This window comes from Nocardia sp. NPDC046473, from assembly GCF_040645995.1.
Classification (GTDB): Bacteria; Actinomycetota; Actinomycetes; order Mycobacteriales; family Mycobacteriaceae; genus Nocardia.
Map to the genome: position 1 here is coordinate 414,482 of NZ_JBEYZJ010000004.1, position 16,676 is coordinate 431,157.

12 protein-coding genes are annotated in these 16,676 nt (G+C 65.0%); 5 read left to right on the forward strand and 7 right to left on the reverse strand.

What is annotated here, in order from left to right; all coding sequences use genetic code 11:
• Nucleotides 1-23: 23 nt before the first annotated feature.
• The 4 genes from ABZ942_RS16070 to ABZ942_RS16085 form a co-directional block, all read right to left on the reverse strand.
• Nucleotides 24-1,337, reverse strand: a complete 1,314-nt coding sequence (locus ABZ942_RS16070; RefSeq protein WP_357382510.1) for a hypothetical protein — start codon at nt 1,335-1,337, stop codon at nt 24-26.
• Nucleotides 1,338-1,403: 66 nt separating this feature from the next.
• Nucleotides 1,404-2,213 (reverse strand): ESX secretion-associated protein EspG, encoded by an 810-nt coding sequence (locus tag ABZ942_RS16075; RefSeq protein ID WP_357382512.1) that lies wholly within the window; start codon nt 2,211-2,213, stop codon nt 1,404-1,406.
• Complete coding sequence (locus ABZ942_RS16080) at nt 2,210-4,801, reverse strand: hypothetical protein (RefSeq protein WP_357382514.1); 2,592 nt, start codon at nt 4,799-4,801, stop codon at nt 2,210-2,212. Before ABZ942_RS16080 ends, ABZ942_RS16075 begins: the two co-directional genes overlap by 4 nt.
• A 235-nt stretch (nt 4,802-5,036) precedes the next feature.
• On the reverse strand, nt 5,037-5,534 hold the full coding sequence (locus tag ABZ942_RS16085; RefSeq protein ID WP_357382516.1) for a YbaB/EbfC family nucleoid-associated protein: 498 nt from the start codon (nt 5,532-5,534) through the stop codon (nt 5,037-5,039).
• Between the two features lie 308 nt (nt 5,535-5,842).
• On the opposite strand from ABZ942_RS16085, the gene ABZ942_RS16090 reads away from it, so the two are divergent.
• The 4 genes from ABZ942_RS16090 to ABZ942_RS16105 are packed head-to-tail and all read left to right on the forward strand — an operon-like array spanning nt 5,843 to nt 11,351.
• Nucleotides 5,843-7,240, forward strand: a complete 1,398-nt coding sequence (locus ABZ942_RS16090; RefSeq protein WP_357382518.1) for a long-chain fatty acid--CoA ligase — start codon at nt 5,843-5,845, stop codon at nt 7,238-7,240.
• A gap of 21 nt (nt 7,241-7,261) precedes the next feature.
• Nucleotides 7,262-8,830 (forward strand): NAD(P)-binding domain-containing protein, encoded by a 1,569-nt coding sequence (locus tag ABZ942_RS16095; RefSeq protein ID WP_357382520.1) that lies wholly within the window; start codon nt 7,262-7,264, stop codon nt 8,828-8,830.
• The gene (locus ABZ942_RS16100) at nt 8,827-9,942 is read left to right on the forward strand and encodes an alpha-hydroxy acid oxidase (RefSeq protein WP_357382522.1); all 1,116 of its coding nucleotides are present in this window, start codon (nt 8,827-8,829) and stop codon (nt 9,940-9,942) included. Before ABZ942_RS16095 ends, ABZ942_RS16100 begins: the two co-directional genes overlap by 4 nt.
• Nucleotides 9,939-11,351: a cytochrome P450 gene (locus tag ABZ942_RS16105; RefSeq protein ID WP_357382524.1), complete on the forward strand. Its 1,413-nt coding sequence runs from the start codon at nt 9,939-9,941 to the stop codon at nt 11,349-11,351. Before ABZ942_RS16100 ends, ABZ942_RS16105 begins: the two co-directional genes overlap by 4 nt.
• 18 nt (nt 11,352-11,369) lie before the next feature.
• Here the strand turns inward: ABZ942_RS16105 and ABZ942_RS16110 are convergent, their stop codons facing one another.
• Both ABZ942_RS16110 and ABZ942_RS16115 read right to left on the reverse strand, forming a co-directional pair.
• Nucleotides 11,370-11,753 (reverse strand): type II toxin-antitoxin system VapC family toxin, encoded by a 384-nt coding sequence (locus tag ABZ942_RS16110; protein ID WP_357382526.1) that lies wholly within the window; start codon nt 11,751-11,753, stop codon nt 11,370-11,372.
• A complete protein-coding gene (locus tag ABZ942_RS16115) occupies nt 11,740-11,985 on the reverse strand; it encodes a type II toxin-antitoxin system prevent-host-death family antitoxin (RefSeq protein ID WP_357382528.1) in 246 nt (81 codons plus the stop codon). The genes ABZ942_RS16110 and ABZ942_RS16115 overlap by 14 nt, the downstream gene beginning before the upstream one ends.
• 177 nt (nt 11,986-12,162) lie before the next feature.
• Between ABZ942_RS16115 and ABZ942_RS16120 the strand changes: the two genes are divergently transcribed.
• Nucleotides 12,163-13,608, forward strand: coding sequence for an ATP-binding protein (locus tag ABZ942_RS16120; RefSeq protein WP_357382530.1), 1,446 nt, complete (start codon nt 12,163-12,165; stop codon nt 13,606-13,608).
• 30 nt (nt 13,609-13,638) lie between these two features.
• Here the strand turns inward: ABZ942_RS16120 and ABZ942_RS16125 are convergent, their stop codons facing one another.
• Nucleotides 13,639-16,656 (reverse strand): glycoside hydrolase family 38 C-terminal domain-containing protein, encoded by a 3,018-nt coding sequence (locus ABZ942_RS16125; RefSeq protein ID WP_357383185.1) that lies wholly within the window; start codon nt 16,654-16,656, stop codon nt 13,639-13,641.
• Between the last annotated feature and the right edge of the window lie 20 nt (nt 16,657-16,676).

The following is a 16,676-nucleotide window of genomic DNA, read 5'->3' on the forward strand; positions in this document are numbered from 1 at the left end:
GACCTGGCCAATCCGACCGCAGTTTACTTCCGATCGAGAATTTTGTCCGATCGCTCAAACCGGGCAGCCCGCTGCTCCTCGGGAACCTTGGTCACCAATCCCGCCAGCGAAAGCTGGTACAGCGCACCGTCGATATCGTCGTTCGGGTCGTCGAACAGGGCGGCCATGGTGTCGCGGGTGACGACGCCCGCCGCCGCGGCGGACACCAGAGTCGCTGCGGCGGTGCGCAACTCGTCACTCGGATCATCACTGAGTACGCCGCACACCACGTCGATCACGGTCTCGTCGGTCCAGATGCCCGGCACGGCCGCACTGAGCCGATCCGCGGACGGTGAATCACCGCGATACCAGCCGTCGCCCTCCCACCAATAGCAGAACGACATCAACCCGCGCGCCGCACGGGGATTCAACACCTGGTTGGCTACCCACTCCGGAGCGCCGGCGTACAGATCAGGCAGCCCGCTGCCCGCGTGATAGGCCGCGTCCAGTTCCGGAGCGTTCCACACACCGCCCGACAGTGCCGCCCGGCCGCCGGGCAGCACATACAACGTGGCGCCGCTGCGCGACGCGCCTTCGAAAACGCCGAGCGAAGGCTGGATTCGCGGACCCCACTCCGAGCCGACGGCCACGAAGGCCGCCGCGATCGTCGCCCAGCGGGCCCACAGCACGGGCAGCGCCGGGAAGTCGTCCACCGACCGCACCGCGACAACGCCCGCCTCCTGGTCGGCCCTGGCCTGCGCGGCGGCGTCGCGCGGCGTACGCCACTGCCGATTGCCGTGACCGAGATAGGCGGCCAGCCACACCGGTAATCGTTGGCGCGGAAACGTTTCGAGATCGGCCAGGTACGCCTCGGGCGCCAGCAGATGCTCGTTCGGGAACGGCTCGTCGCCGTAGTCGTAGTCGAGCTCCACCTGGCCGCTGACGTCGAACTGGATCGCCAGCCGCCACCACGGTCCGTCGCCGAGCGGTGCGGAAACCTCGCGCTGCCACCGAACCAATTCCATGATCTCGTCCGACGGCTCGATGCTCGCCACCCGATCGGCCTCGTCGTAGTAGAGGACGGTGCGCGCGCCGCCCGCGACGGTCAGCGCGAAAACAGCCGTCATCCGCTGCCACCCCGCTGGACCGGCGACCGCCAATTCCTGGGCGACCCGGTGGGCCAGTGCGGTGATCTGGTCTTCGAGCGTCGGCTCGCTCACGGTCGAATCGGGCTCCGGGACAGTCGACTCCGATGTCTCCGGGGATACCGAAGGCGACGGTTCGTTGCCACCTATCCGAAAGGCCACGTCCGGCGCAGCACCGGTCGACGCCGCCGCGTGCTGTTGTGGATCGGTCATCTAGTCGGATCCTCCTCGTCGCTGCCGCGACAGCCCTTCCAACGCAACGGTTTACGAACCAGCCGGCTAGTACCGGTCCTCGGGACGCCCTGACTCCCAGTGTGTTTCGAGGCGCCGCATCAGGTTGTCGATATCGGCTCGGATCCGCTCGATCAGCATCTCCCGACTGGTGCCGACCGCGATCGGCGCCGCGTCCAGCGCCATCACGTAGCGTCCGTCGCCTGCCACGTCCCGCCACATCATGGCCGTCTCGTGAATCCCCCGTGGCCCGAACTTCGACCGGCCCTGCACCACCATGATCGCGCCCGTTCGAACGGCACGCTGCTGAAAGAACTGCTGCGTCCGGAAGACCGGCGCGTCCTCGCGGTCGTCTTCGACGTAGCTGCGGCCTGTTGTCGGCGTGATGTGCTCGGCCGAGTCGGTCACGATCGGAATGTCCGGCAGCCGACCGGCCGGCATCGGTGGGAGCGAGTCGATGACGGCGGTGGCCAGCCGCCGCGGGTCGCATTCGGTGATCGTGAACGCCGGAGTGTCATAGGTGAGCAAGGTGGGCGCCTGCTCGAACAGGTACGCGAGCGCGCCGGCCCGCGCGGCGTGCAGGCGCTGCTCCTTGGCCATGTTGTACATGTCCAGCTCGTCCCAACTACTGACTCGCACAAACAGTTCGGGTGCGCGTAGCACCTCCAGCACACCGTCGAACGAGCCGTCCAGCCGGTGCCGCAGTTCTTCCCATGTCACGCGTTTGCGACGTTCGAGTTCGTCGACCGTGATCTCCTCGTCGGACACGAACTGGAACGGCCGCGGCAGCGAACCGCCGCGATACTGATCGCACAGGACGATGAATTCGAGCGCGGTGAACTTCCATTGCCGGGTCACGGCTCGATCACCGGCCGCGACCGCGCGATGTCCGGACCGAGGGCCTCATCCAGGTTGGTTACCGAGTCCAGGAATTTGCCTCGCTTGTACTCCCCGCCTGCCTGCTGCGCGCCGGGGCCGGGGCCAGGCCCCATGGGCATACCCGGCGAGCCTGCTCCATTCACCGGGATCTGGTGTCCATCCCCCTGAGACTGAATTGCCGCTCGCGGGAACAACTTCGACGACTCGGACGGATTCGAGTGGGCATTGACCGGCGGATTCAACTCCGCGCCCGGACCAGGACCGGGGCCGGGACCAGGACCGCCGGGGAGTCCGGCACCGCTCTTGAGAGCCGACGCTAAATCGCCCGGGAGCGCATTGTCGATGTTCATAGGCTGCAGTTCGCCGAGACCCGGGATACCGAGCATGCCGTTGGACGCCAGATTGGCGAGAATGTCGGTGCCGGACTTGACGACATCGCCAATAGTCTTGACGACCCCGTTCAGTCCGTCGGCCAACGTCTTGAGCAGATCCGCGCCGCCCGGCGTCTGCGACAAGGTCTGGCCGAGGTTCCGTAGCGTTTCCGGACTCAGATTCCGCAGCGTTTCCGGGTCCAGGTTCTTCAACGTTTCCGGGTCCAGGTTCTTCAACCCCTCGGGGGTGAGGCCGCTCAGAATGTCCGACCCGAACTTCTTCAGCTGCTCCGGACTCAGCTTCGACAGCAGATCGGAACCCAGCTTCTGCAAGCCCTCCGGCGTCATCTGCTTCAGCAGATCCGGACTCAGGCCGCCGAGCAGATCCGCGCCGATCTTCTGCAGCGCCTCCGGGCTCAGATCCTTCAACGGATTCTCGCCGTTGAGCAGCTTCTCGAGCACGTCCTGAGGCGAACCCTTAGGCGGCTGACCACCATTGGGCTGCTTGGGGTCGTTCGACTGCTGCGGATTCGTTTGGACCTTTTCCGGGACCTTCGGCGGGTTCTGGTTGGGAGCGCCGGGGCCACCGTAGGGCGAATTGCCCGGGCCGCCAGTGGAACTCTCACCACCGCCCGGCCCACCCTTCGGCATGAAGCTGGCCAAATCAGGCATTTGGGGGCCAGGGCCGCTGGCACCCGAACCGCTGCCGGGGCCACCTTTGCTGCCGCCCGGGTTGTAGCTGGCCAGGTCAGGCATTTGGCCGCCGGGACCCGAGCCGCTGCCTGGCCCGCCGCTGCCGGTCGCCCCATTGCCAGGGCCGCCGCTGCCGGTCGAACCGCTGCCACCGTTCGCGCCGCCGCTGTTCCCGGACTTGCCGTCGGTCAGGCCCTGCTTGTTGCCGTCTTGGAAGCCGCCCTTGTAGTTGGGGCTGTTCTTGTCGATGTTCCCTGGGCCGCCGCTGCCGCTGTTCCCTGGGCCACCGCTACCGCTGTTCCCTGGGCCACCACTGCCGCTGTTCCCTGGGCCACCGGTGCCCTTACCGCCGGCGTCTTGCAGACCCTGCTTGTAACCGTCTTCGTAGCCGGCCTTGTATTCAGGACTGTTCTTATCGATGTTGTTTTTGTTTCCGTCGCCATTCCCGTTGTTATTGTTATTGTTGTTTTTATCTTTATCCTTATCTTTATCCTTATCTTTATCTTTACCCGGCGGAGGAGGAGGCGGGGGCGGTGGAGCCGCAGTGCCGCCGAGGACAGATATTACAGGCATCGCGCCAACCGAAGCCTTGATTCCGACAACATAGTATTTGTTGTAGGTTTCGCGATATCCGCTGAGAACGTCACTGCACGTTCCCTCGGTGTTCGCGGGCTCGCTCGGCAAGTTGCTATACGTGAGATTCAGCCATTGCGCGCAATATATGAGATTATTACCGAGGTCGACCAGACTGTTGGTGAACGGCTGCGTGTTGTCAGTGAAGCGCTGAATCGCCTTCATTGCCTGATCCGCACCGTTACTGTCCCACATTTCAGCCTTGATCCTTTTCAAGGCTGTGTTCAAGTCCGAGAAATCTTCAGTGAGCTTTCCGGCCATCCAACCGTATCGAGTGCCCGTCTCATACGCTCGCTTGTCATGATCGGCCAGAGAATCATGTAGTGCAATGAAATCAGCTTCAGACTTGCCATCGTAAGATGTTATCGAGATCGTCGTCGGGGTATCAGCGACAGTTGGTTTCGGCGGATCCGGAAGGCTGCCGTTCGCCTTGAATTCGATATCCTTGAGCAGATCACCTTTCGGCGGCATAGAATCCATCTTCTGCAGGTCGCCGACTTTCTCGAGTACAGCTGTCGACTCGCCTTCGGCCCGCAGATAATTCCCCCCTGCGCTGAGGAACGTGTCCCCCATATCCTCCAGGGTCCACTTCAGGGTTTCCAACGCATCATAGGCGAGGACACCCTTTTTATTGAATAGCTCCGTCAGGCCTATTCCACCCGATTCCAGCGACCAGTTCGTCATGCTGTTCATTTTGGAGTCATTGATGAAGTTCTGATACCACACCAACCTTCCGATCAGGTCGTGGCACGCTTGTGCACAGTCGGCGAAAACCTTCGGATCGAGTTTCACCCCCTTGAATTTCAGCGAGTGGTCATCCGCTTTGGATCGCAGACCTTTCCAGTCGTCGCGAACCGTTCCATCACCCATCTGAATTGCTCCTCGTGGTCTCCGTAGTCGATCGCGACTTGATATCCGGTTCGCCGCAGGCAGTGCTGCGGCACCACCTGGGTTCCCGGTCCGCACCCACGGGCTTATGCAGCCATGAACTGGCGGTCATGCCGGCGGCCGAGACATCCCCGACCTCGTTCGCGTCACGGACTGGCCACGCACCACCCGGCCAGCGGAGTTCGAGCGAAAAATACCGTCCCATCCCGCCGCAGCCTCAGTTGTCGTGGTCGCTGACCATCGACCGGCGCCCCTCGGATCTGCGCGCGTCACCGACTCCGGTGACCTCGTCTTCGTAGCGCCGTTCCGGCGCATTCGGCGGCGCGACCGACGCGGGCGGCACCACCGGCAGCACGGACCCGAGGTCCGGTGCGCCCTCGATGAGATCGGACAGCCGCGGCAGCTGCGATTTGTGCTCGCGCAGCGGCGCCAAGAGCTGCCGGGCCTGCTCGTTCACTTCCCGGGCGGCGGCCTGCACGGCCTCGGTCATCGCCGTGGCGATCTCAGCGTAGGTCAGCTCGTCGATATCGTCGGCGAACTCGGTGTCGATCAGAACGCCGTTGGCGTTGACGGTCACGCTGATTCGCTCGTCGCACGCCGTGGCGGTAGCGGTGAGACTGAACCGGTCCCGGTGAATTTTCGCAAGCCCCAGCATTTGTTCCTGCAGCGCTTCCATCATCATCGCGGCATCGGCTTGCAGCCGTTCGTTCGCCACCAGAAGCCTCCGCATCGTCGGTCGGCCCGCATCGCCGCGCCGCGCCGAGCCCAGTTGTCGCCCACTGGCATTCAACACGGCCCGAGTAATTCGTGCGTAAGCGATCGCATAAGGGCGGCGTAATCATCAGGTCATCGAGGGTTTCCGGGCAATGCGGTGCAGTAACGTTCGTTGAGGAATCGATCCGAACGCATCGCCACCACCTTGCCACCGCCGACAGCCTGCCGGAGCTCGAACAGTTTTGGCGGAGCGGCCAAACTTGTTGAATCTCAAAGTATCTCGAGGCCGGACTCACTATCATCTGTCCGGTGAGCTTTCCCGAGTCGATCGTGCAGGCACTGCAGGCCGCTCCGGAGGAAGTGGTGGTCGAGCACGGTGCGCGGTCGGTCACCCGGGGCGAGTTGCTCACCATGATGGGCACGATCGCCGGTGGGCTGCGCAGGTCAGGGCTCGGCCCAGGACGTGGCGTCGCCATGGTGGTCGACGTCAGCGCCGAATCGTTGGCCGCCTACCTCGCCGCGTACACCCTCGGCTGCCGCGTCATCTGCGTGCGGCCCGGTCTAAGCGAGCGACAGCAGGCTCATGTGCTGAGCAACGGTGTGGACGCCGTGTTGGACGACGAGCAGCTGGCGGCGTTGCTGCGCGGCCCAGCCCACCCGTTGACAATCGAAGCGCGACCGGGTGACATCGCCCGGGTGGCCTACACCAGTGGCACCACCGGCCTGCCGAAGGGCTGCGCGCAGACGTACCAGGCGATGTCCGCACATTGGTCCTGGGGCAATGCGACCTGGAGCCAGGACACCGCGGAATTGGCCTCCTGCGCCGAGCGCTACCTGCTGTTCGGCACGCTGGCCAGCGCGGTGGTGCAGGACTACCTCGCGCTGTGCCTGCTCGGCGGTGGCACCGCGGTGATCCCGGAGCCCGACGGCAAGCCGCTGTTCCCCGGCGTCATCGAGCGGCTGCGGATCACCGCCACGATCATGAACGTGCCCCGGCTCTACCAAATGCTGGATGACCTGCGCACTTCGCCGATCGACACCGGCAGCCTGCGCGCGATGGTGGTCGCCGGGTCGCCGCTGACCGCGCACCGGTTGACCGAAGCCGTGCAGGTGCTGGGCCCGGTGGTACATCAGGCGTACGGGCAGACCGAAACCGGCGGTCTCACCACGCTGACACCGCACGAAATCGGCGCGGGTGTGCTCACTTCCGTCGGCCGACCGCTACCCGGAGTGCGTATCGACATCCGGGACAACGAGATCTACGTGCGCAACGACTACATGATGTCGGAGTACCTCGGCAACCCGGCGGAGACTGCCGACGTGCTCGTCGACGGTTGGCTGCGCACCCGGGACCTCGGCTACCTCGACGACGGATACCTCTATCTGACCGGCCGAGCACGCGACGTGATCATCGTGGACGCGCTGCCGGTGTACGCCGGTCCCATCGAGCGAGTGCTGTCCGGACATCCGGACGTCGACCAGGCCTACGTCGTCGGCGCGCCGGATGACCGCCGCGGTGAGGCCGTGCACGCCTTCATCGTGCCCCGAGCGGGCCACGCGCCGGACTCGACCGTTCTGTCCGCCCTGGTGCGCACCGAACTCGGCGAATCGAGCGTGCCGCAGACCTACACGGCGGTGCCGGACGCGCCGATCGCGGCCAGCGGCAAGCCGGACAAGAAAGCCTTATTGGAGCTGCATCGACGGTAGAACACGATCTTGGGAGGAATCTTGTCCGAACTCGACTACTTGGTGATCGGCGCTGGGCCGGCCGGTCTCCAGTTGGGCCACCACCTACAGCAGGCAGGCCGCGACTATCTGATCGTGGAAGCGGGCGAGGCCGCAGGCACGTTCTTCAGCAGATTCCCCCGGCACCGCAAGCTGATCTCGATCAACAAGGTCCACACCGGCTGGGACGATCCCGAGCTGAACCTGCGGATGGACTGGAACGCGCTGCTGGGCGGACGACCGTTCAAGGAATACACCCAGCGGTTCTTCCCCGCCGCCGACGATATGGTGCGCTACCTCGGCGATTTCGCTGCGGCACAAGGGTTATCGGTCCGATACAACACGCGGATCGAACGGATCAGCAAGCCGGATGTCTTCGAGGCGATCGATCAGCACGGCAACGTGCTGCGCGCGCGGCGGTTGATCGTGGCGACCGGTGTCTCGAAACCCTATGTCCCCGAGATTCCCGGCATCGAGACGGCCGAGCTGTACACCGAAATGTCCGTGGACCCAGCGGAGTTCACCAACCAGCGGGTGCTGATCATCGGAAAAGGCAACTCCGCCTTCGAGACCGCCGACAACCTGATCGAGAACGCCGCCGTCATTCACGTCGCCGGGCCGCATTCCATCCGGTTGGCCTGGCAGTCGCATTTCGTGGGGCATCTGCGCGCGGTCAACAACAACTTCCTGGACACTTACCAGCTCAAATCGCAGAACGCGCTCCTGGATGGCAATGTCGTCGACATCGCCAGGCAGTCGGACTCGTCGTATCTGGTGACGGTGAGCTTTTCGCGCGCCGACGAAGTCACCAAAGACATCCGCTACGACAAGGTGATCGTGGCGACCGGGTTTCGGTTCGACGCCTCGATCTTCGCGCCGGAATGCCGGCCCGCGTTGGCGATCAACGACCGATTCCCGGCTCAGACCCCGGCCTGGGAGTCGACCGATGTGCCCGGCCTGTACTTCGCGGGCACGATCACCCAAGAACGCGATTTCAAGAAGTCCACCAGCGGCTTCATCCACGGGTTCCGTTATGGCACAAGAGCATTGCACCGAATCCTGGAGCAACGCCACCATGGGCAGGCGTGGCCGCACCGCGAGCCCGCGGGGACCGCGGACGGGGTGGGTGAGGCGATCCTGGCGCGGGTGAACCGGACCTCCGCGTTGTGGCAGATGTTCGGCGTTCTCGGCGATGTCGTCACGCTGACCGCGGCCGGGTCGGCACGGTATTGGGAGGAACTACCCGTCGAGTTCGTGGCGGACGCCGTCGCCGCAGATTTCTTCGGCGAGGTGGACACCTACCTGGTGGTCACCCTGGAGTACGGCAAGGATCACGACCGGCTGGACCCGTTCGACATCAACGGCAGGCGCATCGCGCAGTCCGATGCCGAGCACGCCCTGGACGGCCGCTACCTGCACCCGGTGCTGCGGCAGTACCGCGGCGACCGGCAAATCGCCGAACACCACATCACCGAGAACCTCGAGAACGAGTGGACCGACGAAGCGGCACACCGCAAGCCACTGCTCGACTTCCTCGACTCCGCGCTGTGCTCGCCGGAGCTGACGCAGTGACCGCGGAGCGCTCGCGCGCCGCGCATGCGCGAGACCACAGCTCGCTGGCCGCCCTCGAACAGCGAGCGCGGGAACTGCTCGATCCGGCGTACTACGACTACTACGCGGGCGGGGCGGGCGACGAGATCACCGTGGCCGACAACGAGCAGGCCTTCCGGCGGCTCGCGCTGTTGCCCCGGGTCCTGCGCGACACCAGCGGCCGATCCAGCGCGACGACCCTGCTCGGCGATCCGAGCAGCATGCCGGTGTTCGTGTCCCCCACCGCATTTCACCGGCTGGCCCACCCGGATGGCGAGCGGGCCACCGCCCGGGGTGTGGCCGCGGCCGGGCTCATCATGATCGCCAGCATGGCCGGGACGGTCGCCATCGGCGAGGTCACCGCCGCCGCGCGGGAGATCGACCGCGAGGCGCGCGTGTGGTTCCAGCTGTATCTGCAGCCCGAGCCGGACGTGACCGAAGAGCTGGTCCGGCGGGCCGAGCAAGCGGGCTGCACGGCGCTGGTGGTGACCGTCGATTCCCCGGTGCACGGCCGCCGGGCGCGGGAAGATCACCACGGCTTCCGCGACCTGCCTCCGACTATGTGCGCGGAGAACATGCGAAATCTGCCGGGGGCGAACGGAAGTGGCGCCCGGCCGATCGCGATGTCGCCCGACTTCACCTGGGACCACCTGCACCGGCTTCGCGAGGTGACACAGCTTCCCGTTGTGCTCAAAGGGATCCTGCACCCCGAGGACGCACAGCTGGCGGTGCAGCACGGGGCCGACGCGATCGTGGTGTCCAATCACGGTGGGCGCCAGCTGGATCGCGCGGTCGCCACCTTGGACGCGCTGCCCGCGATCGCCGCCGCCGTGGCCGGGCGGATCCCGATTTTCCTCGACGGCGGCGTCCGGCGCGGCTCAGATGTAGTGCTGGCGTTGGCGCTCGGCGCCACGGCGGTCGGCGTGGGGCGACCGGTGCTGTGGGGCTTGGCCGTCGGCGGCGACAAAGGGGTCACCGGCGTGCTGGACACCCTGCGCTCGGAGTTCGAACACACGCTGACCCTGTGTGGGATAGCCGAACTGTCCGAACTGAATTCAGGCCTGATCACCGCGCGAGGGGTAGTGGCACAGTGACCAGATCGATGCCGGTGCTGGCAACCGCGGGCACACTGTGGGCCGTGTCCCGCTGGCTGCCGCAAGCCGTGGTGAGGCTTCGGGTCTGGATCTTCGCGAAAGTCAACGGCAGCAACGAGATCACCCTGCCCGGCGAACGCGGCGGCCCAGAGCTGTTCTGGCGCTTGTACACCGACCCAGCGGCCAACGGGCGCAGCCGAGGCGCGGCCCTTTCCGACCTGTTCTGGTATTGGCTCGCCCCCGGACCGGAAGTACACCAGGAGCACCTCGAGGACGGCCCGCGATACGACGAGGCGGCGCGCACCACCCGAGCCGTCCTATCCGTACCCACCACCGAGATAACACAACTCGCGGACCGCTGCGCCCGCCGAGTACTCGACGAACTCCCACCCCGCCCACTGACCCTGGTCCGACTACGCGACCTGATGATGCCGATCTGGGCAGAGTTCTTCTACGAGTTGGTCTTCCACGAGCCGTGCCCACGAGCCGCCAGAGATCTCATCGTCGGCAATGCCGACGATGTGGTGACCTCCCTCAAATGCACCGGCCTACGCCACATGCGCCGACGCCACCGCCTCACCCAATATCTACTCACCAGAATCGACGCGGGCGAGGTCGCCCACCCCCTGCCCACCTCGCTCAGCCGCCGCGAACGCGCCTACTACCTTCAGGGCGCGTTCTTCAATACCGCCGTCGTACAGATGTCCGAGGGCATGGCCCACCTACTACTCGCCATCGCCCAGCACCAGAACGTGCAGGACCGTCTCATTGCCGAACCGAACACCCAGTACCTCGATCAGGTGCTGGACGAAACCCTGCGCCAATTCCCACTATTCGGCATCGCCCACCGAATCACCACCGACAACATCGACGTAGGCGACGGCAGCACAATCCCCACCGGAACAGTCCTGTGCTTCAACTACCCAGACTTCGAACGCACCGGCCACGAAAACCCAGACCACTTCGACCCCGACCGCTGGTCCACCCACCGCCCCAAAGACACCCACCACATCCCCTTCGGCGTAGCCGCCAACCGCCCCTGCCCCGCCTGGCGCCTATCCCCCATCGCCATGCGAACAGTCGCCCGCACAGTCCTCGACCAATACCGCCTACGCTCCTCGGTCTCCCACACCCGCTCCATCCCACACCGCGCCCCCTGCCTACTCCTCTCCACCAACACCCCACCATCACCAATCCTGGTGCGCGCCAGCCTGACCGCCCTACGAGCACGAGACCGATTCGAAGACGTCTGGCGCGGCATCACCCAACTCATCCTCGGCACCTGGATGGTCCTCGACGCCCGCCGCCTACGCCTCTGCGCAACCTACTTCGCCGCTCAGGACTCGCGAGAGATATCGGTATGCCCGCTGGCGAGCTCGAGCGAGCGTACTTCTGCACCGCCGCGCTGACTTCAGGTGACGAACGAACTACTGCGTGGAATCGAGGATGAAGTCCCGCCCCAGGCCTAGCAGAACCTTGTCTGCGGTCAGTAACTGGAGCCGTTCGCACAACGCCTGAGAACTGATCAACCGGTCGAACGGGTCGTGCCGCACCAGCTCGGGGAACTCACGCAAGCCCTCCGCATGTTCTCCGGTCACGTCGAGAATCCCGAGGCCTTGATCACCCATTATCTCGGTGAGGTTAGTCGGCACGGTCAATTTGCCCAGCATGGATTTGATCGTCAGCTCCCAGATTGTCGCCGCCGAAACGTAGACCTCTGACGTGGACGTGATCGCCTTGCGAGCCGTCACGCCCAGTCTGGGATTGTCATCGAGCAGCCACAGCGCGGTCTGGCTGTCAAGCAGAAGCATCGGCGTCATCTCCGTAAAACATCTGTTGAATGTCGGGATCGACATCGAAGGCGCTGTCGTCGTAGTGCAGTTGCCCCTTCAACCCGCCGATCGTCACCGGAGCCGCTCGGTGGGGCACCAGGTCAGCGATCGGCTTACCCGCCTTGGAGATCACGATGCGTTCCCCCTTCGAGACACGTTCGAGCAACCGGGATAGGTGCGTCTTGGCCTCATGGATGTTCACTGCCGTCATAGGACCCAACCTATCAAATCTAGCTTAGTCTAGTCTAGTCCAACACTCGACTGACCAGCGAGTGCCGTTTCGCCTGGTACCTCACCGAACTCCGACGCGGCCACACCGCGTCCGGTAACGTAGATTCAATCTACATAGATTCAATCTACGTAGACAACGACTACAAAGAGAGGCTTGATGACGTCAGGATTCGTCGGTCGCGGTGTCGAGCTGGGGCTCCTGCGGACCCGCTTGCAGCGCGTCGCGGAGTCTCGCAGGGGCGTCGCCGTGGCGATCAGAGGCCGTCGACAGGTCGGAAAATCGCGACTGGTTCAGGAGTTCTGCAACGCGGCCGAAGTGCCATACCTGTATTTCACCGCCACCAAGGGCATGCCGGTCTCCGAATCGCTCGCGATGTTTCTGGCGGAGTTGAAGTGCTCGAGGATCGCACCTGCCCCCGAAACCCTCCCCGAGAGCATCGGCGGCGGCTGGACTGATGCGTTCCGACTACTCGCGACCGCCCTCCCGGACACACCGACCGTCGTCGTGATCGACGAATTGCCATGGCTGGCAGAACAAGACACGGTCTTCGACGGCGCGTTACAAACGGCGTGGGACAGGCTACTGCAGCAACGCCCGATCTTGCTGCTACTGCTGGGCAGCGACATCCATATGATGGAACGCCTCACCGCCTACGACCGCCCGTTCTACGGGCGAGCCGACAACCTCGTCCTCGAGCCGCTCAACCCCGCCGAAGTCGGCCACGCGCTGGGACTCGACGCGGCCGAGAGCATCGACGCACACTTGATCACCGGCGGACTGCCAGGCATCCTGCGCAGCTGGCCGCACGGCCTGCCACCGCTTCAGTTCGTGCGACGCGAATGCGACGACCCCGCCGCACCGCTGTTCGGGGTGCCCGAGTCCACCCTGCTCGCCGAGTTCCCAGCACCCGACCAAGCACGACGCGTACTCGAAGCGATCGGCAACGGAGAACGTACCCACGCCACCATCGCGGCCACAGCGGGCAGCCGCAGTGGCGCACTACCTTCCGGGACATTATCGCCTCTACTGCAACGACTTTCAGCAGAAAAGCAGGTGCTGTCGGTAGACCAGCCGTTGTCAGTCAAACCCGGGAAACCGGCCCTTTACCGTGTCGCTGACAGCAACCTTCGGCTCTACCTCGCCACCCTGCGCTCGGTTCAGGACCTGGTTCGACGGGGCCGAGGCGACGCTGCCTACAAGTTGTTCGATCGGCGCTGGACCTCCTGGCGCGGCAAAGCCGTCGAACCCCTCGTACGGGACGCACTCGAACTGAGCGCGCTCGCAGGAGCACTGCCGTGGAAAGACGTCACCACGGTCGGTGGCTGGTGGAACCGCACCTTCAACCCCGAAATAGACCTCATCGGCGCCGACCGTTCCCCCATCGCGAACCGGATCATCTTCGCAGGATCCATCAAATGGCTCGGCACACCCTTCGACCGCCACGACCTAGCCGAACTAACTCGCGCACTCACCGACGTTCCAGGGTTCGAACCACGCGAAACAGCCTTGGTCGCAGTGTCCTTGGCAAATGTCGAGCCCGCCCTCACCGACACCGTCGACCTCGTGTGGACCGCCACTGACGTGCTCTCAGCATGGCGTTGAGATCGCCCGTTCTGACGATTACCGGGACACTCACCCGGCGGCAGATTCGGGGGAACGCGCGAATCGGAGCGTGACCAGCTGGAAGGGGCGCAGGTGCAAGCGAACTCCGGTGTTCTCTGGGGTTGTGGGGGTGTCCTCCTGCAGCCGCCGTTCCAACAAATCACAGACCTCGAAGCCGGTGACATCGAAGCCGGGGGTTACCAGGGCTGAGGCGCGGCCGCCGTGTGCCTCGTAGACGCGGAGCACGACGTCGCCGCTGCCGTCATCCGCGAGTTTGACCGCGCTGGTCACTACGGCGTCGTTATCGATGGTGAACAGCGGATCGACGACTTCGGCAACTCCTGGCCGCAGCGGGGTGAGATTGATTCGATAGCCCGCACGCACCGCGTCGCCGATCGACCCACCTGGGACCAGGGAGTGCCGGAAGTGGTGTGGGCCGTGGTCGGTCTCCGGGTCAGGGAATCGCGGGGCCCGCAACAGGGAAGCCCGGACGGTGGTTGTCGTGCCGCCGTCGGCGCGGACCGTGCGGGTGACGTCGTGGCCGTAGGTGGAGTCGTTGACGAGGGCCACGCCCCAGCCGGGTTCGGCGAAGTGGACGAAGCGGTGGTTGCAGGCTTCGAACTTCGCGTACTCCCAGCTGGTGTTGGTGTGGGTGGGGCGGTACAGGTGGCCGAATTGGGTTTCGGAGGCGTAGCGGTCGGCGTGGATGTCCAGGGGGAAGGCGAGTTTGAGGAATTTCTCGGTTTCGTGCCAGTCGACGCTGGTGTCGATGTCCAAAGCTTCCGAGCGCAGCGTCAGAGTCTGTTCGACCTTGGAGGATCCGAACGACCGGCTGATCCGAACACTGCCCGACTCTGGTTCTGCCGCAATGGCATCCACTTCGGTGAGATCGGTGACCCGGTTTCGGTAGAAGAGATCGACATCCCAGGCGTCCCAGGAGTTCGGGAGATCCGGGTGCAGCTGCAGCAGGTTCGCGACCGAATCCGGCGGCAGGGTCTCACGCTGCCGCTCGAGGTCGAACAGTGACACGATCAGACCGCGCGCATCCACCTCAACCCGCAAAAGGCCGTTGTCGAGCACGAACCCGCCATCCGTGCGCTCGGTCACCGAACACAGGTGATCAGACTGCTCCGGACCGGCCGCACCGGCCGGCACCGACCGCCAGGTGTGCGGTGTCGGGTTGAAGACGTTCGGCCCCGCCTGCGCACCACCGAGCGCCCATTGCGACTGCTCGATGATCGTCATGAGTTCCGCGGCCACCGCCGCGTACGTCTGCTCCGCCTCGCGATACACCCACGCGATCGACGAGCCCGGCAGGATGTCGTGAAACTGGTTCAGCAGCACCGTCTTCCAGATCCGATCGAGTTCCGCGTACGGATAGGAGACGCCCTTGCGCACCGCCGCCGTCGCGGCCCACAGCTCGGCTTCCCGCAGCAGATGCTCGCTGCGCCGGTTACCTTGCTTCGTCTTCGCCTGACTGGTCAACGTGCCGCGATGCAACTCCAGGTACAGCTCCCCCACCCACACCGCCGGATTCGCATACTCCGCCTCGGCCTTGGCAAAGAACTCAGCAGGCTTGTCCCACACCACCTTCGGCGAACCCTCGAGGTTCGTCATCCTGGCAGCCTTCGCGACCATCTCCCGCGTCGTGCCACCACCGCCGTCGCCGTAACCGGTCGGCGCCAGCGACATCGACGCCCGCCCCTTCTCCTTGAAATTCCTTGCCGCGTGCGCGATCTCGCGACCCTGCATCGAGCAGTTGTAGGTGTCGACCGGCGGGAAGTGAGTGAAGATCCGGGTTCCGTCGATGCCCTCCCACAGAAAGGTGTGGTGCGGAAACTGATTGATCTGACTCCAGGAGATCTTCTGTGTCAGTAGCCATTTCGAACCGGCGGCCTTGATGATCTGCGGCAGCCCGGCGGCGAAGCCGAATGTGTCCGGCAGCCAGGCCTCCTCGTTGTCGACACCGAACTCGTCGAGGAAGAACCGCTTACCGTGCACGAATTGCCGCGCCATCGCCTCGGAGCCCGGCATATTCGTGTCGGCCTCGACCCACATGCCACCGGCCGGCACGAACCGTCCCTCCGATACCGCTTTCTTGACCTTTTCATAGACCTCGGGCCGGTGCTGCTTGATGAAGTCGTATTGCGCGGCCTGGGACATGGTGAAAACGAACTCCGGTTCCTCGGCCAGCAACGCGGTCATGTTCGCGGTGGTGCGCGCGACCTTGCGCACCGTCTCGCGCAACGGCCACAGCCACGCCGAGTCGATGTGTGCGTGCCCGACCGCGAAGACCGTGTGTGCGGACGGTATCGCCGGTTTCGCCAGCACCTCGACCAGACACGCCCGCGCCGCCGCCGCGGTGGCGTTGACGTTCTGCAGATCGATGGCGTCGAGCGCCCGCTCGATGGCGCGGACGATGTCGTAGCGCCGGGCCGGATCCTCCGGCATCTCGTGCATCAGCTCGCCGAGCACCTCCAGATCCAGCACCAGCTGCCAGACCTCCTCGTCGAAAACCACGAGATCCATTCGGCCGAGCCGGTATTGCGGCTCGGTACCGGCGGTGAGCTTGTCGCCGAGCGCGGTCGGCCCGAAGAACGGAATGACCGGATTCGACGCCGCCTCGACGTGCAACAGCACCTGCTCGCCGCCGGCCGCCGGGGCCGCCACCCGCACCCACTGACTGCGCGGGTGCAGACCCTTGACCGGCGATCCGTCCGGCCGATAGACCAGCCCCTCGCACTGAAAACCCGTCATATTCGGATCGAAACCGATGTCGATGATCGCCTCGACGGTCTTGCCCGCCCACTCAGCGGGCACCGTCCCCTCGACCGTGAGCCAGCTGGTCCCCCACGGCGCACCCCACTGGGCCCCGGACGCGATCGGCGTCCGCGGCGCGGCCAACCCCTCGGCAACCGGCACCGGCTCGTCGGGCGCGACCCAGATCGACGCCGTCAACGGCACCGACTCCGGATAGATCGCCGGCGCGATCCGCTCATTGAGAACGCGCCCGAGGCGGTCCTCGATCAACCGACGGTCATCGTGCATGGCGGTGGCTCCGATCCGCA

What these genes read in the sequence shown, in the direction of transcription:
- ABZ942_RS16070 (WP_357382510.1), bottom strand. Translation starts at nt 1,337, where the DNA reads ATGACCGATCCACAACAGCACGCGGCGGCGTCGACCGGTGCTGCGCCG.
- ABZ942_RS16080 (WP_357382514.1), bottom strand. Translation starts at nt 4,801, where the DNA reads ATGGGTGATGGAACGGTTCGCGACGACTGGAAAGGTCTGCGATCCAAA.
- ABZ942_RS16110 (WP_357382526.1), bottom strand. Translation starts at nt 11,753, where the DNA reads ATGCTTCTGCTTGACAGCCAGACCGCGCTGTGGCTGCTCGATGACAAT.
- ABZ942_RS16115 (WP_357382528.1), bottom strand. Translation starts at nt 11,985, where the DNA reads ATGACGGCAGTGAACATCCATGAGGCCAAGACGCACCTATCCCGGTTG.
- ABZ942_RS16120 (WP_357382530.1), top strand. Translation starts at nt 12,163, where the DNA reads ATGACGTCAGGATTCGTCGGTCGCGGTGTCGAGCTGGGGCTCCTGCGG.
- ABZ942_RS16125 (WP_357383185.1), bottom strand. Translation starts at nt 16,656, where the DNA reads ATGCACGATGACCGTCGGTTGATCGAGGACCGCCTCGGGCGCGTTCTC.